An 18135-nucleotide genomic window follows, 5' to 3' on the forward strand; every position below is an offset into this window, starting at 1 on the left:
AAACCCGCAGCGGCCGCGACCCGGCGAGGTTTCCCTGGCCCTTCGCAGACTCTCCGCCGCCCCGACCCCTTCATGCCCGATTCCTCCAGCGCCCAGCTCTCCGAGTTCGACCTGATCCGCCGTTTCTTTACCCGGCCCGCACGCAAGGCGGTATTGGGCGTGGGTGACGATTGCGCGCTGATTGAAGGGCGTCCCGGCCACCACCTTGCCATCAGCACCGACATGCTGGTCAGCGGGCGGCATTTCTTTCCGGACGTGGCGCCGCGCTCACTTGGCCACAAGGCGCTGGCGGTCAATCTGTCCGACCTGGCGGCCATGGGCGCCGAGCCCCGCGCCTTCACGCTGGCGCTGGCGCTGCCCGACGCGCAAGCGGCCTGGCTGTCCGAACTGGCTGCCGGCATGCTGGAACTGGCTGACGCGCACGGCTGCGAGCTGATCGGCGGCGACACCACGCGCGGCCCGCTCACGCTGAGCCTGACGGTGTTCGGCGACGTACCCGTGCATAAGGCGCTGCGACGCGATGCCGCACGCCCCGGCGACGATATCTGGATTTCCGGCACGCTCGGCGACGCCCGCCTGGCGCTGGGCGACTTCCGTGGCGAATGGCTGCTGCCCGAGCCGGACTTCAGCCAGGTGCGCCCGCGCATGGAGACGCCCACGCCGCGCATCGCGCTGGGTATGGCGCTTCGTGGCGTGGCGCATGCGGCACTCGACATTTCCGATGGCCTGGTCGGCGACCTCGGCCATATCCTGGAGCGCTCCCAGGTCGGCGCCCTGCTCGATGTCGACGCCCTGCCGCGCTCGACGGTGCTGGCCAGCCAGCCGCAGGCGCGCCAGCTGGAATGCACGCTGGCCGGCGGCGACGACTACGAACTCTGCTTTACCGCCCCCGTGGGCGAGCGCGACCATATTGCCGCCATCGGCGCGCGGCTCGGGCTGGCGGTGACGCGTGTCGGCGCCATCACGCCCGAGGCCGGCCTGCGACTGGTTGACCGCGACGGCAACCCGAGCGCTTACAACGGCACCAGCTTCGACCACTTCGCTTCCCCCTGACAAGCGTGCGTGCGCCGTGTCATCATGCAGCCATGCGGGGCGCCAGACCCTGCCCGGACACGCTGTCCGGGATAATCTCCATCCGAACCAGACGAGCCAACCCCTGATGTCCGCCAATCCGCCCGGGCCTACCGCGCACGATCCCGCCCTGACCCTGGAAGCCGGCCAGGCCGCCAAGGTCACGCGCCCCACGGCGCGTTTCATGCTCTCGCACCCCGCTCACCTGGTCGCACTGGGCTTCGGCTCGGGACTGTCGCCAGTCGGGCCGGGCACGGTCGGCACGCTGTATGCATGGGTGTCCTACCTGGTGATCTCAATGTGGGTGCAGCCGGAAACCTGGCTGTGGCTGATCGTCGGCGGCTTTGTGCTGGGGCTCTGGGCGTGCGCGCGCACCGCGCGCGACATGGGCGTGTTTGATCACGGCAGCATGGTCTGGGACGAGATCGTCGCGTTCTGGCTGGTCATGGCCTTCGTCATGCCAACCGGGTTCTGGGGCCAGCTTGCGGCATTCCTGTGGTTCCGCCTGTTCGACATCGTCAAGCCGGCGCCCATTGGGCATCTCGACCGTAAGCTCAAGGGGCCCGGCCTGCGCGGCAGCTTCGGCGTGATGTTCGACGACATCATGGCCGCCTTCTACACGCTGCTGGTGTTCGCCCTGTGGCGTTCGCTGTGATCCGCCGCTCCCCCAACCCTAACTACTGAACCGCCATCATGCTCGTCAGCCGCTTGCTCGACCAACTCGCCGTCCAGGTCGGAATTTCCCTGAGCGAGAAGTCGCTGTTGCTCGCCACGGCGGAGTCCTGCACGGGCGGCCTGGTGGCCGCGGCCATTACGGATGTGTCGGGCTCGTCAGGGTGGTTCGAGCGGGGCTTCGTCACATACTCGAACGAGGCCAAGTCGACCATGCTGGGTGTGCCGGCCAAGCTGATCCGCGACCATGGCGCGGTCAGCGAGGAAGTGGCGCGCGCCATGGCCGAAGGGGCTCTGCTCAACAGCCGCGCCCAGGTGGCGCTATCGATCACCGGCGTGGCCGGCCCGACCGGCGGCACGCCGGAAAAGCCCGTGGGCATGGTGTGCTTCGGCTGGAGCAACCGCATCACCACCAAGATGGAAACGCAGCGTTTTCGCGGCGACCGGCAGCAGATCCGCCGCCAGGCCGCGGAATACGCCATCCGCGGCCTGCTCGAGCTGGTCCGCAACGAGGCCTGAAACCTCAGTCACGCGTGGCGGCGGCAAGGCCGCCGGCAATGCGGCGGCTCAGCCCTGCCGGAAGCGGTTGATGGTTTCACGCGTCTGCAGCGCGACGTTGCGCGCAGCGGCCGCGAAATCCTTCTCGCGGCTGGCATAGAGGATGGCGCGCGACGAATTGATCATCATGCCGGCGCCAGCGCCGGTGCGCCCGGCGCGCACGGTGGCCTCGATATCGCCGCCCTGAGCGCCGATGCCGGGGATCAGCAGCGGCATGTCGCCCACGATCTCGCGCACCTTGGCAATCTCAGCGGGGAAGGTCGCCCCCACCACCAGCGCCATCTGCCCATTGGTATTCCAGCGTGTGGCGGCCGCCTCGGCCACCACCTGGTACACGGGCTTGCCGTCCACCGGCAGGAATTGCACGTCGGAGCCGCCGGGATTGGACGTGCGGCACAGCACGATCACGCCGCGATCCGGATAGGCCAGGTACGGCTCGAGCGAATCCAGGCCCATATAGGGATTGACCGTGACCGCATCGGCCCGGTAACGCTCGAAGGCCTCGATGGCGTATTGCTGCGCGGTCGAGCCGATGTCGCCGCGCTTGGCGTCCAGGATCACGGGAATCCCGGGATGGGCGTCATGGATATAGGCGATCAGCTGCTCGAGCTGGTCTTCGGCGCGCTGCGCCGCAAAATAGGCGATCTGCGGCTTGAAGGCGCAGACCACGTCGGCGGTGGCGTCGACGATCTCGCGGCAAAAGGAGAAGATCGCGCCGCCCGTGCCCGTCATGGACAGGGGCAGCTTGCCCGGGTCGGGATCCAGCCCGACGCAAAGGAGGGAATCGTTGCGCTGCCAGGCTGCAGCCAGCTGCTCGGTGAAGGTCATGGGATGCTCGCTAATCTGGGTCGGCCGCGTCGGCTGTGCGCCGGGCTTGTCAAGCCGGGTCGGCGCTCCCCCGCGGCAACAGTCGTTCCTGCGATTTTACCCGCTGCGTGCTATCTTCTGCCGTTCTTCCTCGATACAAAGAGCGGCGTCGCACACAGCCGCCGCCCCCTCCAATGCATCTCAATCGCCGCAGCCTGGTGCTGCTCGTCATCCTCACCCTTGCCTGGGGCATCAACTGGCCCATCATGAAACTCGGCGTGGCGCACTTCCCGGCCATGGGGTTTCGCCTGCTCTGCATGGCCGGCGGCGTGCTGGCGCTGGGCCTGGCCTTGCGCCTGCGCGGCGAATCGCTGCGCATGCCGCCCGGGCAGTGGCCGACCGTGATCAAGCTGGCGATTCCCAATATGGTGATCTGGCACCTGCTGGCCATCTGCGCCGTCAAGATGCTGTCATCCGGGCGCGCCGCCATCCTCGGCTACACCATGCCGATCTGGGCCGTGGTCTGGGGCCTGGTGCTGTTTCGCGAGCGCATCGGCGCGGCGGCCTGGATCGGCATTGCCTGCGCGCTGGCCGGCACGGTCCTGCTGCTGTCCGGCGAGATCGCGGCGCTGGCCGGCAGCCCCGGCGGCACGCTGCTGATGCTGGCCGCGGCGGCGGGCTGGGGCTTCGGCACGCAGATGGTGAAGCGCAGCAAGACCGAGCTGCCGGTCGGTGTGCTGACCTTCTGGATGCTGGTGGTCACCCTGCCCTTCCTGCTGCTCGGCACGCTGCTCCTCGAGCAGGGCTGGCGCCTGCCGAGCGCCGTGGAATGGGGCGCGATCGCCTATAACGCGGTAGTGGTGTTTGCCTTTTGCCACCTTGTGTGGTTCATGCTGGCGCGCAGGCTGCCGCCGGTGGTGTCGGGCCTGTCGATGATGTTCATTCCAGTGGTCGGGGTGTTTTCCGGCATGTGGATGCTGGGCGAGCAGCCGCACTGGCAGGACTACACCGCCATCGTGCTGATGTTCGCCGCGCTGGCCTCGGTGCTGCTCGCGCCGCTGCTTCGGCGCTGGCGCGAAGAGCCGCGCACGGCATGACGGGAGCCCCGCGCGCCGGCGCCTGCCTTCACCCAGATTTCACTTAACAAGCCCCCCTCGTTGGGCTACACTCGCGGCCATCATAATCCCGGAGAAACTACGTGGGCAGTAGCATCGGGTGTTCGTGTTGCCGCAGCCAGATTGCGATCGCACCGAATGCCATGTCACTGCGGGCTGCGTAACGACGACCGCCGGAGCCGGCTAATCCCGCTCCACCGCCTCGTCGGACTCGCCCGCAGCACATACTGCGGGTGAGTGTTCTTCCGTGCCCCTGACGGCCGCCGCCGCGCGCGCCGCTTCGTCCCGGACTAGTCCCTCCCCCGGCTTGCCAGCCATGAACGGCAAACGCCATCGCCTTGCGCGCACTTCAAGCGCACAGCGCGATCACGCTTGCCAGCGGCCCTACGCTTCGCCGTTTTCGCGCGAAGCATGGGTTCGCCCCAAGGCCGGCGAGCCAAGCCTGCGCGTTTCTTCGCCAAACGCAACAAGGAAGCCCTGGGATGATCAACCTGTTCGTCCTGCAGAAAGGCCGGCTCGCACAGGAGCAGGTCGACGATCGCAATGAACTTCTGCAGCACAAGCCGATCTGGATCGATGTCATCAGCCCCGATGACGAGGAACTCGCCTGGATCAAGGAAGCCTACGGCGTAGCCCTGCCGGAGCTGGAGGACCTGGGCGACCTGGAAGCCTCGGCCCGCTACTTCGAGGGCGAGGACGAGAACATCCATATCCGCACCGACTTCCTGCTCGACGAGGAAGATATCTCGCGCAACGTGCGCGTGGCGTTCGTGCTCACGCGCGACGTGCTGTTCTCCATCCACGACGAAGACCTGCCGGTGTTCCGGCTGGTGCGGTTGCGCGCGCGCATGCGCCCGGGCTCGGTGCGCAACGCCAAGGACGTGCTGATGGACCTGTACGCCACCGATGCCGAATACTCGGCGGACTCCATCGAGGAAGTCTACGAGCGGCTGGAAGAAGCCAGCAAGCGCGTGCTGGCGGAGAATGTGACCGATGCCGCCGCGGCCGACGTGCTGGAAACCATCGCCCGCGAGGAAGACCTGAACGGCCGCATCCGCCGCAACGTGATGGACACGCGCCGCGCGGTCTCCTTCCTGATGCGCAGCCAGTTGCTGTCTACCGAGCAGCAGGACGAAGCCCGCCAGATCCTGCGCGATATCGACTCCATCGAGAACCACACCGCGTTCCTGTTCGACAAGATCAACTTCCTGATGGATGCCACGGTCGGTTTCATCAACATCAACCAGAACAAGATCATCAAGCTGTTCTCGGTGGTGTCGGTGGCGCTGATGCCGCCTACGCTGATCGCCAGCATCTACGGCATGAACTTCAAGTTCATGCCGGAGCTGGACTGGGCCGCAGGCTATCCGTGGGCCATCGCGCTGATGGCCGTGTCGGCGGCGATCCCGCTGGTGTACTTCAAGAGGAAGGGCTGGCTGAGCTGATTGAGTATGTGCCGCGCTGCCCCGGACTCAGTCCGGCAGCGTGGCCGCGCCCATACGGCGCGCGATGATATTGGCCTTGACCTTGAAGTTCACCCGCACATTGGCGCAGTACTCCTTCTTGTCGAAGCACTTCGGCGCCGGCAGCGCGGCGGCCAGGCGCGCTGCCTGGCCCACGCTCAGCTTGGCGGCGCCGGTCTTGAAGTAATGCTGGGCCGCGGCCTCCACGCCGAACACGCCCTCGCCCCACTCCACCGAATTCAGATAGATCTCGTAGATACGCTGCTTGTCGAGCCAGAACTCGAGCATCCAGGTGATGGCCAGCTCCTGGCCTTTGCGCAGGTAGTGCTGCTCGGACGAGAGGAAGAGGTTCTTGGCCAGTTGCTGCGTGATGGTGGATCCGCCACGCACGATGTGCCCGCGCTTCTTGTTGCGCTCCCACGCATCGAGCATGGCGTCGAGCTCGTAGCCGGGATGGTTGACGAAGTCGGCGTCCTCGCTGGCGATCACCGCGCGCTTGAGGTTGCGGGAGATGTCGTCATAGCCCACCCAGCGGCGGTCCACCTGGCAGCTCCAGAACTTGAAGCCACACAGGCGCCACTGCTCGGCCCGCAGGAACGCCGTGGATGACGGGTTCACGGTTTGCCAGGCAGCGATCTGCAGGAAGAAATACACCTGCATGGCCAGCACGCCCGCGATCAGCGTGCCAAGCAGGTAGGCGAGCCAGCGCAGCGGGTTGAGGCCGCCGCCGCCCCTGCCGCCTTGAGCAGCCCCGGGACGGGCGGTGCGCTTGCGCTCAGCCATGTTCGAGCCTGCCTGGCGCCGCGTTAGCGCGCGGCTTCGGCCTGCAGCGCAGCGCGCAGCGTTGCCAGCACGGGCGCGGTGGCGGGCCGCACGCCACGCCAGTTGTAGAAGGCCTCGGCAGCCTGCTCGACCAGCATGCCCAGCCCGTCGCTGGTGCGCGCGCCGCATTGGGCGGCGAACTTCAGGAATACGGTGGGCTGGGCGCCGTACATCATGTCGTAGGCCAGCACGTCCTTGCCCAGCAGTTCCGCCGGCACCGGCGGCAGTTCGCCCTGCAGGCTGCTGCTGGTGGCGTTGATGACCACATCGCAGGCGTCTTCATCCGTCAAACCCGCCAGCGCGTCGAAGCCGCCGCCCCACAATTCCACGCCGTACTCGTCGGCCTGCTGGGCCACGTTTTCCAGGATATCGCTGGCGCGCTGGGGCGTGCGGTTGGCCACCACGATGCGATCCGGGCGGCACGCGATCAGCGGCAGCATGGCGCCCATGGCGGCGCCGCCCGCGCCCAGCAGCAGGATGCGCTTGCCTTCGAGCAAGGTATCCAGGTTGACTTCGATGTCGCGCGTGAGGCCGACACCGTCGGTGTTGTCGCCGTGGATCACGCCGTCCTCGATCCACATGGTGTTGACCGCTCCCGCGCTCTCGGCGCGCGGCGTCAGGCGCTCGGCCAGGTCGTAGGCTTCGAGCTTGAACGGCACGGTCACGTTCAGGCCGTGGCCGCCGCCGTCGAAGAAGGCGCGCACGGTGGCAACGAACCCATCGAGCGGCGCCAGCAGGCGCTCGTACACGACAGCCTCGCCGGTCTGCTGCGCGAACGCGGCATGGATGGCGGGCGAGCGGCTGTGCGCGATGGGGTTTCCGATCACGACGTAACGGTCGGCGGGAGTCTGGGATTGCATAGTGTCAGGTGATGATGTCATCGGGACTGCAGGCGAGTTTCCAGCCCACTGCGCGAAAACTTGAATGTGGAGATCACTTCGAGAATATCCTGGCGCGCCTGCATCTGCGCCGTGAACCCGCCGAACGGCGCCGCCGCCCGCACGATGGCGACCGCCTGGCGGTCCAGCGCGGGATCGCCCGAGCTCTTGACCACGTCGATGGCATCGATGTTGTAGCCATCGCGGTTGTAGCCAAGCCGGCCCTGCCGGTTGACGTTGATCACCAGGATCAGCTGCCCGTAGAGCGGCTTGCCATTGCGCTGGGGGAAATCGGTTGTGCCGCGCGCTTCGATCTTCTGGCGCAGGCGGTCGTAGTACTGCGCGTATTCCACTTCCTGCGCGCTGGTGGCGGTGAGCTGGTAGCGCTTGGGCCGCTTGGCATATTGCTCGAGGTTGCGGCCGATCTCGGCTTCGAGCTTGGCCATCTCGTCAAGCGAGGTGCGTTCGTCCTGGCCACGCAGCGGGTTTTCCACGCGCTGCTGGCCGGGCTTGAGCGGTTGGCTGTGCACCGGCGGCGCGGCTTCGCGCGACTGCGTCATCAGCCGCTGCTGTTCCTGCTCCATCTGCTCCACGCGGCGCTGCATCTGGCGCACCAGGTCGCCGTCCTTGGTGACGGTCTGGGCCGGCAGCGGCGTGGTCGCGCGCTGCTGGTCGTGCTCGCCGCCGCCGTCGAGGTTGGCCTGGGCCAGCACGGTTGGGTTCTGCGGGCGCTGCGCCGACTTGGAATTGACCAGCACCACGTCGAGCGCGGCATCGGTACGCTTGATCTCGAACGCCTCCGGCGCCACGACGCGCACGGTCAGCAGCAAGGCATGGGCCAGCAACGAGACGACCAGCGCCTTGGCCATCGTGCTGCTGGCGTTCCACCACTGGCGGGGAGAAAAAGCGGCTTTCACGATGGGCGGGACGTTGGCTGGGAAGCGTCGATCGGGCGAGACTGGGGCCGGGGTCCGTGGGACCCCGGGTCAGACTGCGATTGTAAGGGAGCGCCTCGTTTTTTCCGAGGAACTCAGCCCGCGCCGCTGGCGCCGGTGTCGCTTGTGTCCGACGAAGCGCCTTCGCTTGTGGCATCTGCGGCACTCGCGGCTTCGTCATCGCCGGTTTCCCCGGCCGCGGCGTCCGCCTCACCTTCAGCCTCACCTTCAGCTGCCCCCTCGAGCACCCCCTGGGCAGCGGCTTCGGCGGCCTCCTCGGCCGCGGCTTCAGCGGCGGCTTGCGCCGACACTTCGCTGGCTTCGTCGTCCCGTTCCATCTCTTCCTGCGGCAGTTCGCCTTCGCCGGCAAACACTTCCAGGACCCGGCAGGACACTTCCAGCGAGATCTCGTCGATGGCGCCGATCTCCAGCAGCACCTGGGTGCCGCGCGAAGCCTGCATGAGCTCGGGCACGCGCGTGACCAGCGGGATCTCGGCAAAGCGCACGGCGCCTTCCTTGAGCACCGAACCCATCAGGCGCTCGCGCTTTTCCTGCTGCAGCCAGCGCAGGCACCAGTAGCGTTCCATGGTCGACTGGTGGTCGGCATAGGCGGCGTAGGTGCCTTCGAAATCCGCCACGGCAGCCAGCAGGTCCGAGTCCTTGGGCTTGAACGGCGCCACCAGCTTGGCCGTGATGCCGTGCTGGGCAACGGCCAGGATCTGCCACTGGTTGACCAGGTCGACGTAGCGCCGCAGCGGCGAGGTGCTCCACGCATATTGCGCCACGCCCAGCCCCTCGTGGGGCGCCGGGTAGGTCTGCATGCGGGTGCGGTTCATGCCCCAGGCCTTCTGCGTGCGATAGATGCCCGGCACGCCGTTGTCGGCCAGCAGCTTGCCCCAGGTGCTGTTGGCCAGGATCATCAGCTCGGCCACGATCTTGTCGAGCGGGGAGCCGCGGCGGCGCTGCTCGATGCGCACGCGTTCGCCGCCCTCTTCCAGCAGGTCGATGTAGAAGCTGTAGTCGGCACGGTTGTGCGACTCGGGACGCAGCCCGCTGGCAAGACGCGCCTTCTGGCGTTCGTCGTGCAGCCAGCCGGAGAAATGGAACAGCTGGGTCAGCGCGTCGCGGAACGGGTAGTCGCCGGTGCCGGCGGCCAGCGCGGCCTCGGTCACCACATCCTCAAGCAGGTTGTGGCGCAGGTTGGCCGCGATCTTGACCAGCTCGGCGCGGGTCTCGCTGCTGACGATCATCTGCAGGGCCGGGTCGTAGACCACGTACAGCGACAGGGCCGGGCACTCGCGGCCTTCCTGCAGCGTGTAGCGCTCCACCACGGAATCCGGCAGCATGGTGATCTTGTCGCCAGGGAAGTAAACCGTCGACAGGCGATGGCGCGCAACCGTGTCGAGCGGCTCGCCACGGCGGATGCCCAGCCCGGGCGCCGCGATATGGATGCCGACGCGGATCTTGCCGCCGTCCAGCGGCGTGACCGACAGCGCATCGTCGATCTCGGTGGTGGTGACGTCATCGATGGAGAACGCCTCCACATCCGCGCGCGGCAGCTCGCCGGCGGGTTCCGGCACGGCCACGTCGGGAAAGCCCGTGCCCTTGGGGAAGCATTCGGAGAGGAACTTGGCCTCGTGCAGCGCGCGCGGGCTGGCAATGCCGCCCACCGCCACCATGAGCCGCATCGGCGACATGCCGAGTGCCGTGCAGGCGGCGTCCATCGCCTTGTATTCGAGGCTGTTCTTGTCAGGCTTGAACAGTAGTTGCAGTGCCTTGCCGCGGAACGCCTCGGGCAAGGTCAGGGCCTTGAGCTGGTTTTCGTACTCGGCCTGCACCAGGGCTTGCTGCTTCTTGCGCTCGAGCGCGGCCAGCGCAGCCTTGAGCTGGTCTTCCGGCGCGCGCTGGTAGCGCCCGCGGCCCTTGCGGCGGAAATACACCGGATTGCCGTGCAGCGTCTGCGCCAGCGCGGCTTGCTGCACCACGCTCGCACCCGCGCCGTAGTACTCGGCCGCCAGGTCGACAAAGCCGAATTCTTCTTCCGACGCGCATTCCCACAGGAATTCCAGGTCGACCTCGCCGACCAGGTCGGCGGTCTGGCGCAACAGCTCGATCGCCGACGGCTGCGCAAACTGCAGTAGAACGTCGCGCGACTTGACCTTGGTGCGCTTGCCCGCGGGCAGCTCCACCTGGTACGACTCGCCCTGCTGGGTCAGCACGGTGCCGGCGCGAATCTCGCCGCCTTCTTCGAACAGCAACTGCATGGATCGATACTTTCAGAAATGCCGGGAACCGCTCTTGGTAAACAAGCGCCCTGGCGCTTTGTGACGCCTGCGGGAACGGCCCGGTGAGAGAAATGGTGCAAGGCCGCCTTCAGGCGAGACGGCAACCGGACCTGAGATGATACCGCACCGCGCCGGCTGCAAGCTCTGCGCGGGCCGGCCTGTTACAGCGACATGCCGCCGCTGGCCTCGATCGCCACGCCATTGACGTAGCTGGCATCGTCGCTGGCCAGGAAGGTGTGGATGCTGGCGATCTCGGCAGCAGCGCCGGTGATGATGGCAACACGTCCCTGCAATTTCATGATGGTGTCTCTTCTTCTTGGTCGCGATTATCGATGTGGGGAAATTTCTTGCTTTGGATGGCTACCTGGCGGCTTCTGCCAGGAACCGCCCATTCCTGGAGCAGGTCGCGCCAGCAAGTCTGGCAGGAATACCTCGGTCACCAGCATGACGCCGTCGCCCCGCCGGAAGAGCGAGCGCCGCGCAGGCAACACCGCGCACGGCGCGAGCTCCCGCATGGCCGGCACGGCTAGTTCCAGCCGGCGCCGCAGCGGGTGGTGCGCCAGCAAGCGCGCAAACGTGAATGGCTCACGCCGCACGCGGGGATCGACGAACAGCGCGCCGCCCAGCGGGCGCTCGCCCAGGCCGCGCAGGAACGGCCAGTCGCGCCGGGCATGGTCGGGCTTCACCACGGTATGGGCAAAGATGGCCGGCGCCCCGTCACAAATCAGCAGCACCTCGCGCGCCAGCGCGCGGCGGCGGGCAGGCAGCCCCAGCGCCTGCCATTCATCGGCAAGGGCGAGCTCCATGCGCTGTGCCAGGCGACGCACCCGGAAAGCGCCTGACGCCGCCACCAGCCGGGCGGTGAGCGAGCCATCGCCGATCACCCAGCGGCGCAGGTTGGCGCTGATGGCGGGATCTTCGGGTAAGTGGGAGTGCCAACCGCTGCGGCGCACATGCGCCCCGTTCATGCCGCGCTCATGCCTGCGGCTCCGGGTCGATGGGGCTGACCTGGCTGACCTGGCTGACCTGGCCATCGGGACCATAGCCGCAGAAAGCGAGGACTTCATCGACGTAGTCGGCAAATTCGCTGATGCCGTGGTCGCTGCCCTCGATGACGCGGGTGTGCGCCCCGGGGAATGCGGCCAGCATCTCGCGGTAGTCCAGCACCTCGTCGCCGGTCGCGGCCATCAGGAAATAGCGCTGCGGCCGGGTGATGGGCTCGACCCGCAGTGCCAGCAGTTCATCCAGGTGGTGGCGCTCCACCCGCACCGAGCCGCCGCCGTGCCAGAGCGGCTGGTCGCCAAGGTGGCGCTCCAGGTCGGTCCAGGGATGCACCGCCGGGTTCAGCAGCACCGCGCGGCAGCCGTGGCGCTCGGCCAGCCAGCGCGCATAGAAGCCGCCCAGCGAGGAGCCGATGATGGTGAGCGGCTGCGCGCCGCCAGCCTGAGAGGCCGCGATGGCCACTTCGGCCTGGGCGATGGCCTGGGCCGGCGACACATTCAGCACGGGGCAGGCGTAATAGCGCCCCACGCCCCACTCGCGCATGCGCTCCTGGACCAGGCGGGCCTTGAAGGACTGTGGTGACGAGCGGAAACCGTGCAGGTACAGCAACATGCCAGCCCCCGCTCAGGCGCAAGCGCCAGCAGCAAAGGCGTCCAGCAGCTTCTGGTGGACGCCGCCGAAGCCGCCGTTGCTCATGACCAGCACATGGTCGCCCGGGCGCGCGGCGGCTCGCACCGCGCGGACCAGTTCGGGCAGATCGCTGAAGGCGGCCGCGCGCTCGCCCAGCGGCGCCAGCGATCCGGCCAGGTCCCAGCCCAGCGCATCCTTGCCGCTGGCCGCGCCGTAGCCGAACACCAGGTCAGCCGTCTCGAGGCTGGCCGGCAGCTGCGCCTTCATCACGCCCAGCTTCATGGTGTTGGAGCGCGGCTCCAGCACCGCCAGGATGCGCGCCTCGCCAACCCGCTTGCGCAGGCCGTCGAGCGTGGTCTGGATCGCCGTGGGATGGTGGGCAAAGTCGTCATAGACCGTGATGCCATTGACCACGCCACGCACTTCCATGCGGCGCTTCACGTTAGCAAAGCGCGACAAGGAGTCGATCGCCTGCGGCGCGGGCACGCCCACGTGGCGGGCAGCAGCAATCGCAGCCAGCGCGTTCATCCGGTTGTGCGTGCCTTGCAAGGCCCAGCTGAGCCGGCCTTGCAGCTTTTCGCCGAACCAGACATCGAAACTGTCCTGGGTCACGCTGTCGCCGGCCCTGGCGGCAGCGGCTTCTTTGGGCTCGGCGGCACGCCAGTCGCCGACGCCGAACTGCTCGGTCTCGCTCCAGCAGCCCCGCTCCAGCACGCGCGCCAGGCTTTCCTCAAAGCCGTTGACGATCAGCCGGCCCTGCTCCGGGACGGTGCGCACCAGATGATGGAACTGGGTCTCGATGGCAGCAAGATCCGGGAAGATGTCGGCGTGATCGTATTCCAGGTTGTTCAGGATGGCGGTGCGCGGACGGTAATGGACAAACTTGCTGCGCTTGTCGAAGAACGCCGTATCGTACTCATCGGCCTCGATCACGAAGAAGTCGGACTCGGTCACCCGGGCCGACACGCCGAAGTTCTGGGGCACGCCGCCCACCAGGAAGCCCGGCTGGTAGCCGGCATCTTCCAGGATCCAGGCCAGCATGGAGGTGGTCGTGGTCTTGCCGTGCGTGCCCGCCACCGCCAGCGTCCATTTGCCGCGCAGCACATGCTCGCCGAGCCACTGCGGGCCGGAGACATAAGGCAGGTTGCGGTTCAGAATGGCCTCCATCAGCGGATTGCCGCGCGAGACCACATTGCCGATGACGAACAGATCCGGCTCCAGCGCCAGCTGGCCGGGATCGAAGCCCTCTATCAGTTCAATGCCCTGCGCCTCGAGCTGCGTGCTCATCGGCGGGTAGACATTGGCGTCGCATCCGGTGACGCGGTGGCCAGCCTGCTTGGCAAGCACGGCCAGGCCGCCCATGAATGTGCCGCAGATACCGAGGATGTGAATATGCATGGGATTTGGGATTAGGCGGGCCAGGGCGGCCGGGCCGGGTTGCTTCTGGATGGAAAGAATTGTACCTGAGGGGGTGACGGCGAAGCCGTGCGGGAGGCGCCGGCGCCGGGCACGGCAGATTTCCAGGCCGCAGCCTTCTTCCCAAGGAATCTCCCCGTCACCAACCACTCTAAAATGCAAAACCCCGCCCCAGCGCAGGCCGCGATCCCTCCGGTATCATCCCCCCATGCCCCGCCGCCCCAGCCTCGACCCCATCCGCCTGCGCGAGGAAATCGCCCAGGCCGCCGCCCGCATGATCGCGGAAGACGGCACCGACTACGCTACGGCCAAGCGCAAGGCCGCGCGGCAGCTGCTGGGCGACGTGCGCGTGGCGGGCGAGTGGCTCCCCGACAATGAGGCCGTGGAGGCGGAGGTCCGTCTCTATCAGGCGCTTTTCCACTCGGAGAGCCAGCCCCGCGTCTTGGCGCTGCTGCGCCGGCTGGCCGTGCTTGCCATGCGCGACCTCGCCGCGTTCCGCCCGTACCTGGCCGGGGCCGTGCTCAACGGCACCGCCACCGAGCATTCCGACATCTATCTACAGTGCTTCTGCGATAGCCCCAAGGATCTCACCCTGCACCTGCTCAACGCTGGCGTGGACTTCGACACCAGCGAGACCCGGCATTTTGCCGGCCGCGGCGAGGTCGAGACCCTGAGTTTCCTCTGGAAGGGACAGTGGCCGGCCGTGCGCGACGCGCGCCTGCTGGCAGGAGAGATCCGTGCGGAACTTGGCCAGCCAGTTGGCATTCATATTGCGCTGTATGATGCGGATGACGAACGCGGCGCAGTCCGGGCCGCGGCCAGCGGCCGGGTTGCCCGTGCCGATGTGGACGCGGTGCAAGCGCTGCTGGCGGCCGCCGAAGCGGCAGCCCGCGAGGTGCCCGACGCGCCCGCGGCGGCCTGAGCGCTACCTTTGACCGGGAGCGCAGGCGAGGCCGGACATAGGCCATGCGCGCTTTCCCCATGGAGCCCTCCAGGTTCTTATCTCTTCCATCAGCCGCTATCCTTCTTGCTGCCATGACATCTTCCACCAGCACTCCTGTCCGCCGCAGCCGCCTCTGGGTCTGGCTTGCCGTTGCCGTGGTGGCCGCCGCCGCCGGCGCGCTGGCCGGGCACTATGTGTTTTCGCCCAAGCCGGCATCCGATGAGGCCGTCGAGACGTTCCTGCGCACGCAACTGCCGGATCCGGACGGCACCCAGATCAACTTCGCGCAACTTCGTGGAAAAACGGTGGTTGTGAACTTCTGGGCACCTTGGTGCGGCCCCTGCGTGGAAGAAATGCCCGACCTGACCGCTTTGCATAAGGAATACGCGGGACGGAAAGTGGAATTTGTCGGCATCGGCATCGATTCCGCCAGCAACATCCAGCAGTTCATCAAGAAAGTCCCCGTCTCGTACCCGCTCGCCGTGGCCGGTTTCGCCGGCACGGAACTGTCGCGCAATTTCGGCAACGCGGCCGGCGGCCTGCCCTATACAGTGATCATTGCGCCAGATGGCACGGTCAGCTACCGCAAAATGGGCAGGGTTTCCCCTGACGAGCTGCGCGCGGCGTTGCCTCGCAGCTAGGCATAAGATTCTTGATTTGGGGCGATTTTCTCCTAACCTTGTTCGATCATCACGCAATTTGATCGAAACGCGATTCCGCACGCAAAAAGGGCGGGGTCGGGTCTGAAAACTCGCCGGCTTCGAAGCTGCCTATGTCTACGCTGCTAGACAAATCACTCTAAGCTACGGTAATCTCCGCGCAATTTCGTTGAATTGGTCGAGCCGCCGTGATCGATACACCTCCCGAACGCCGCTCCGCCCGCTACCGCAAGGTGCTGGTCCTGCACGGACCGAACCTGAATTTGCTGGGCACGCGGGAGCCGGAGACTTATGGGTACACGAAACTAGCCGATATCGACCTGGCCCTCGCGCAGCGCGCCCGCCAGACCGGCATCGCCCTGGCTACGTTTCAGTCCAACCATGAGGGCGCGCTGGTGGATCGTATCCATGCCGCGCGCGACGAGGGCGTGGATTTCATCATCATCAACCCGGCCGCCTATACGCATACCAGCGTGGCGCTGCGCGATGCGCTGGCCGGGGTGGCGATTCCGTTTGTGGAAGTCCACTTGTCGAACGTGCATCGGCGCGAGAACTTCCGTCATCACTCCTACTTCTCCGATGTGGCGATCGGGGTGATCTGCGGACTTGGCTGGCAAGGGTATCTGCTGGCGCTGGACTATGCCCTCGAGCAGGAGCTGGAGCAGGCGCTTCCCAAAGCCTGATCCGCCCATTGATTTCTTAAACCATTACCGCGCCCCCGGCGCCTGCCCTGCCGCTGTTTTTCGCGGCGGACCAAGGCAGCCCGCCGGAGGCGTCAGTTTTTTCCCGGACGCAGCCACCAGAGCGGTGGCCGCCGGACAACCCGATTCAGGAGGATAGAAGATGGACCTGCGCAAGCTGAAGACGCTGATCGACCTGGTGGCCGAGTCCGGCATCTCCGAGCTGGAAGTCACCGAAGGCGAAGGCAAGGTGCGGATCGTCAAGGCGCCGCCGCAGGTCATCGCCGCGCCGATGGCCATGCAACCGATGCAGGCACTGCCCCCGGCCGCCGCGCCCGCCGCGATGCCCGCCGTCGGCGCCGAGCCGGCCGCCCCGCAGCTGCCGGTTGGCCATGTCGTGACCTCGCCGATGGTCGGCACCTTCTATCGCGCACCGTCGCCGGGCGCCGCGTCGTTCGTCAATGTGGGCGATACCGTCAAGGAAGGCCAGACGGTCTGCATCATCGAAGCCATGAAGCTGCTCAACGAGATCGAGTCGGACAAGGCTGGCGTGATCAAGGAAATCCTGGTCGAGAATGGCCAGGCGGTGGAATACGGCCAGCCGCTGTTCATCATCGGCTGAAACTGACCGGCATGCCGCGCCGCCCGCAGCCTGCGCCGGAGAGTGCTCCGGCCAGCCACGGCGGCGACGGCCATCGGGCGTTCCTCGTCCCGGTGCCAGCACCCCCGCCCGCACTCCGGCTGCCCTCGCCGGGGGCGCCAGGATCCGCCGCGGTGGGACCGCCTTTCTCCTCGCAGAGAGTGACTATGTTTGAAAAAATTCTGATCGCGAATCGCGGTGAAATCGCCCTTCGCATCCAGCGCGCCTGCCGCGAACTCGGCATCAAGACTGTGGTGGTGTATTCGGAGGCCGACAAGGAAGCCAAATACGTCAAGCTGGCAGACGAAGCCGTGTGTATCGGCCCGGCGCCCTCGCCGCTGTCGTACCTCAACATGCCGGCGATCATCTCGGCCGCCGAGGTGACCGACGCGCAAGCCATCCATCCGGGCTATGGCTTCCTGTCGGAAAACGCCGACTTCGCCGAACGCGTTGAAAAGTCCGGTTTCGTCTTCATCGGCCCGACCTCGGAGAGCATTCGCCTGATGGGCGACAAGGTCTCGGCCAAGCAGGCCATGATCAAGTCCGGCGTGCCGTGCGTGCCGGGCTCCGAGGGCGCCCTGCCCGACGACCCCAAGGAAATCCTGGCCACGGCGCGTGCCGTGGGCTATCCGGTCATCATCAAGGCAGCCGGCGGCGGCGGTGGCCGCGGCATGCGTGTGGTGCACACCGAGGCAGCCCTGGTCAATGCGGTCAACATGACGCGCGAGGAAGCCGGCCGCGCCTTCGGCAACCCGGAGGTCTACATGGAGAAATTCCTGGAGAACCCCCGGCACGTCGAGATCCAGATCCTGGCCGACCAGCATCGCCAGGCCATCTGGCTGGGCGAGCGCGACTGCTCGATGCAGCGCCGCCACCAGAAGGTCATCGAAGAAGCACCTGCGCCGCACATCCCGCGCCGCCTGATCGAGCGCATCGGCGATCGCTGTGCCGAGGCTTGCAAGAAGATCGGCTACCGCGGTGCCGGCACCTTCGAGTTCCTGTACGAGAACAACGAGTTCTACTTCATCGAGATGAACACGCGCGTGCAGGTGGAGCACCCGGTCACCGAGATGATCACCGGCATCGACATTGTGCAGGAGCAGATCCGCATCGCCTTTGGCGAGAAGCTGCGCTGGCGCCAGAAGGACGTGCAGCTGCGCGGGCACTCGATCGAATGCCGCATCAACGCCGAGGACCCGTTCAAGTTCACGCCGTCCCCCGGCCGGATCACTGCGTGGCACATGCCCGGCGGTCCCGGCGTGCGGGTCGACTCGCACGCGTATGATGGCTACTTCGTGCCGCCCAACTACGATTCGATGATCGGCAAGATCATCACTTACGGCGCCACCCGCGAGCAGGCCATCGCCCGCATGCGGATCGCGCTGTCGGAAATGGTGGTGGACGGCATCCAGACCAACGTACCGCTGCACCGTGAGCTGATGCTCGATGCCAACTTCGTCGAAGGCGGCACCAGCATTCACTATCTCGAGCACCGCCTGGCCCAGAAGAACGTGGCCAAGGGCGGCAAGATCTGAAGCCCCGGCGCGGCCAGTCATAAC

Annotated in this window: 18 protein-coding genes and 1 pseudogene; 10 read left to right on the forward strand and 9 right to left on the reverse strand. The window is 66.8% G+C overall.

From position 1 onward, the window contains the following. The first annotated feature begins 72 nt into the window (after positions 1 to 72). The 3 genes from thiL (at position 73) to ACYP5B_RS24230 (ending at position 2262) form a co-directional block, all read left to right on the forward strand. Positions 73 to 1053, forward strand: coding sequence for a thiamine-phosphate kinase (gene thiL / locus ACYP5B_RS24220; protein WP_318230854.1), 981 nt, complete (start codon positions 73 to 75; stop codon positions 1051 to 1053). A 106-nt stretch (positions 1054 to 1159) separates the two neighbouring features. After that, positions 1160 to 1726 (forward strand): phosphatidylglycerophosphatase A family protein, encoded by a 567-nt coding sequence (locus ACYP5B_RS24225; RefSeq protein ID WP_400093126.1) that lies wholly within the window; start codon positions 1160 to 1162, stop codon positions 1724 to 1726. A 38-nt stretch (positions 1727 to 1764) separates the two neighbouring features. Beyond that, entirely contained in the window at positions 1765 to 2262 is a 498-nt protein-coding gene (locus ACYP5B_RS24230; RefSeq protein WP_400093127.1) for a CinA family protein, read from the forward strand. Positions 2263 to 2310: 48 nt separating this feature from the next. Here the strand turns inward: ACYP5B_RS24230 and pyrF are convergent, their stop codons facing one another. Next, positions 2311 to 3129 (reverse strand): orotidine-5'-phosphate decarboxylase, encoded by an 819-nt coding sequence (gene pyrF, locus ACYP5B_RS24235; RefSeq protein ID WP_267604420.1) that lies wholly within the window; start codon positions 3127 to 3129, stop codon positions 2311 to 2313. A gap of 173 nt (positions 3130 to 3302) precedes the next feature. Here pyrF and ACYP5B_RS24240 point away from each other — a divergent pair, with 173 nt between their 5' ends. Together ACYP5B_RS24240 and corA are read left to right on the forward strand one after the other, a co-directional pair. Beyond that, positions 3303 to 4205: a DMT family transporter gene (locus ACYP5B_RS24240; protein WP_459571351.1), complete on the forward strand. Its 903-nt coding sequence runs from the start codon at positions 3303 to 3305 to the stop codon at positions 4203 to 4205. Positions 4206 to 4705: 500 nt separating this feature from the next. Then, positions 4706 to 5668: a magnesium/cobalt transporter CorA gene (gene corA / locus ACYP5B_RS24245; protein WP_459571352.1), complete on the forward strand. Its 963-nt coding sequence runs from the start codon at positions 4706 to 4708 to the stop codon at positions 5666 to 5668. Positions 5669 to 5695: 27 nt separating this feature from the next. Here corA and mtgA read toward each other — a convergent pair whose 3' ends face one another. From mtgA to mpl, 8 genes and pseudogenes are all read right to left on the reverse strand, one after another. Further along, positions 5696 to 6397: a monofunctional biosynthetic peptidoglycan transglycosylase gene (mtgA, locus tag ACYP5B_RS24250; protein ID WP_400093198.1), complete on the reverse strand. Its 702-nt coding sequence runs from the start codon at positions 6395 to 6397 to the stop codon at positions 5696 to 5698. A 95-nt stretch (positions 6398 to 6492) separates the two neighbouring features. After that, complete coding sequence (aroE, locus tag ACYP5B_RS24255; RefSeq protein WP_400093131.1) at positions 6493 to 7368, reverse strand: shikimate dehydrogenase; 876 nt, start codon at positions 7366 to 7368, stop codon at positions 6493 to 6495. Between the two features lie 17 nt (positions 7369 to 7385). Next, positions 7386 to 8255 (reverse strand): energy transducer TonB, encoded by an 870-nt coding sequence (locus tag ACYP5B_RS24260; protein ID WP_459571363.1) that lies wholly within the window; start codon positions 8253 to 8255, stop codon positions 7386 to 7388. Between the two features lie 161 nt (positions 8256 to 8416). Further along, the gene (locus ACYP5B_RS24265; RefSeq protein ID WP_459571353.1) at positions 8417 to 10585 is read right to left on the reverse strand and encodes a ribonuclease catalytic domain-containing protein; all 2169 of its coding nucleotides are present in this window, start codon (positions 10583 to 10585) and stop codon (positions 8417 to 8419) included. Between the two features lie 182 nt (positions 10586 to 10767). Beyond that, a pseudogene (locus tag ACYP5B_RS24270) lies at positions 10768 to 10863 on the reverse strand (3-oxoacyl-ACP reductase); the annotation flags it as partial. Between the two features lie 69 nt (positions 10864 to 10932). Continuing rightward, a complete protein-coding gene (locus tag ACYP5B_RS24275) occupies positions 10933 to 11574 on the reverse strand; it encodes a chorismate--pyruvate lyase family protein (RefSeq protein WP_459571354.1) in 642 nt (213 codons plus the stop codon). Positions 11575 to 11581: 7 nt separating this feature from the next. Continuing rightward, complete coding sequence (locus ACYP5B_RS24280; protein WP_459571355.1) at positions 11582 to 12220, reverse strand: YqiA/YcfP family alpha/beta fold hydrolase; 639 nt, start codon at positions 12218 to 12220, stop codon at positions 11582 to 11584. Between the two features lie 12 nt (positions 12221 to 12232). Then, positions 12233 to 13636, reverse strand: coding sequence for a UDP-N-acetylmuramate:L-alanyl-gamma-D-glutamyl-meso-diaminopimelate ligase (gene mpl, locus ACYP5B_RS24285; protein ID WP_459571356.1), 1404 nt, complete (start codon positions 13634 to 13636; stop codon positions 12233 to 12235). A gap of 226 nt (positions 13637 to 13862) precedes the next feature. Here mpl and ACYP5B_RS24290 point away from each other — a divergent pair, with 226 nt between their 5' ends. The 5 genes from ACYP5B_RS24290 (at position 13863) to accC (ending at position 18111) form a co-directional block, all read left to right on the forward strand. Beyond that, positions 13863 to 14576, forward strand: a complete 714-nt coding sequence (locus ACYP5B_RS24290; RefSeq protein ID WP_267604430.1) for a UDP-N-acetylmuramate--alanine ligase — start codon at positions 13863 to 13865, stop codon at positions 14574 to 14576. A 113-nt stretch (positions 14577 to 14689) separates the two neighbouring features. After that, positions 14690 to 15238 (forward strand): TlpA family protein disulfide reductase, encoded by a 549-nt coding sequence (locus ACYP5B_RS24295; RefSeq protein WP_400093202.1) that lies wholly within the window; start codon positions 14690 to 14692, stop codon positions 15236 to 15238. Between the two features lie 206 nt (positions 15239 to 15444). Continuing rightward, positions 15445 to 15939 carry a type II 3-dehydroquinate dehydratase gene (gene aroQ / locus ACYP5B_RS24300; protein WP_400093139.1) on the forward strand — a complete coding sequence of 165 codons (495 nt, stop codon included), beginning with the start codon at positions 15445 to 15447 and terminating at the stop codon, positions 15937 to 15939. A gap of 160 nt (positions 15940 to 16099) precedes the next feature. Further along, positions 16100 to 16558 carry an acetyl-CoA carboxylase biotin carboxyl carrier protein gene (gene accB / locus ACYP5B_RS24305; protein WP_267604434.1) on the forward strand — a complete coding sequence of 153 codons (459 nt, stop codon included), beginning with the start codon at positions 16100 to 16102 and terminating at the stop codon, positions 16556 to 16558. A gap of 185 nt (positions 16559 to 16743) precedes the next feature. Further along, positions 16744 to 18111: an acetyl-CoA carboxylase biotin carboxylase subunit gene (accC, locus tag ACYP5B_RS24310; protein ID WP_043349611.1), complete on the forward strand. Its 1368-nt coding sequence runs from the start codon at positions 16744 to 16746 to the stop codon at positions 18109 to 18111. The last annotated feature ends 24 nt before the right edge of the window (positions 18112 to 18135 follow it).

This window comes from Cupriavidus sp. 8B, from assembly GCF_054589115.1.

What these genes read in the sequence shown, in the direction of transcription:
- thiL (WP_318230854.1), top strand. Translation starts at nt 73, where the DNA reads ATGCCCGATTCCTCCAGCGCCCAGCTCTCCGAGTTCGACCTGATCCGC.
- ACYP5B_RS24225 (WP_400093126.1), top strand. Translation starts at nt 1,160, where the DNA reads ATGTCCGCCAATCCGCCCGGGCCTACCGCGCACGATCCCGCCCTGACC.
- ACYP5B_RS24230 (WP_400093127.1), top strand. Translation starts at nt 1,765, where the DNA reads ATGCTCGTCAGCCGCTTGCTCGACCAACTCGCCGTCCAGGTCGGAATT.
- pyrF (WP_267604420.1), bottom strand. Translation starts at nt 3,129, where the DNA reads ATGACCTTCACCGAGCAGCTGGCTGCAGCCTGGCAGCGCAACGATTCC.
- ACYP5B_RS24240 (WP_459571351.1), top strand. Translation starts at nt 3,303, where the DNA reads ATGCATCTCAATCGCCGCAGCCTGGTGCTGCTCGTCATCCTCACCCTT.
- corA (WP_459571352.1), top strand. Translation starts at nt 4,706, where the DNA reads ATGATCAACCTGTTCGTCCTGCAGAAAGGCCGGCTCGCACAGGAGCAG.
- aroE (WP_400093131.1), bottom strand. Translation starts at nt 7,368, where the DNA reads ATGCAATCCCAGACTCCCGCCGACCGTTACGTCGTGATCGGAAACCCC.
- ACYP5B_RS24260 (WP_459571363.1), bottom strand. Translation starts at nt 8,255, where the DNA reads ATGGCCAAGGCGCTGGTCGTCTCGTTGCTGGCCCATGCCTTGCTGCTG.
- ACYP5B_RS24265 (WP_459571353.1), bottom strand. Translation starts at nt 10,585, where the DNA reads ATGCAGTTGCTGTTCGAAGAAGGCGGCGAGATTCGCGCCGGCACCGTG.
- ACYP5B_RS24275 (WP_459571354.1), bottom strand. Translation starts at nt 11,574, where the DNA reads ATGAACGGGGCGCATGTGCGCCGCAGCGGTTGGCACTCCCACTTACCC.
- ACYP5B_RS24280 (WP_459571355.1), bottom strand. Translation starts at nt 12,220, where the DNA reads ATGTTGCTGTACCTGCACGGTTTCCGCTCGTCACCACAGTCCTTCAAG.
- mpl (WP_459571356.1), bottom strand. Translation starts at nt 13,636, where the DNA reads ATGCATATTCACATCCTCGGTATCTGCGGCACATTCATGGGCGGCCTG.
- ACYP5B_RS24290 (WP_267604430.1), top strand. Translation starts at nt 13,863, where the DNA reads ATGCCCCGCCGCCCCAGCCTCGACCCCATCCGCCTGCGCGAGGAAATC.
- ACYP5B_RS24295 (WP_400093202.1), top strand. Translation starts at nt 14,690, where the DNA reads ATGACATCTTCCACCAGCACTCCTGTCCGCCGCAGCCGCCTCTGGGTC.
- accB (WP_267604434.1), top strand. Translation starts at nt 16,100, where the DNA reads ATGGACCTGCGCAAGCTGAAGACGCTGATCGACCTGGTGGCCGAGTCC.
- accC (WP_043349611.1), top strand. Translation starts at nt 16,744, where the DNA reads ATGTTTGAAAAAATTCTGATCGCGAATCGCGGTGAAATCGCCCTTCGC.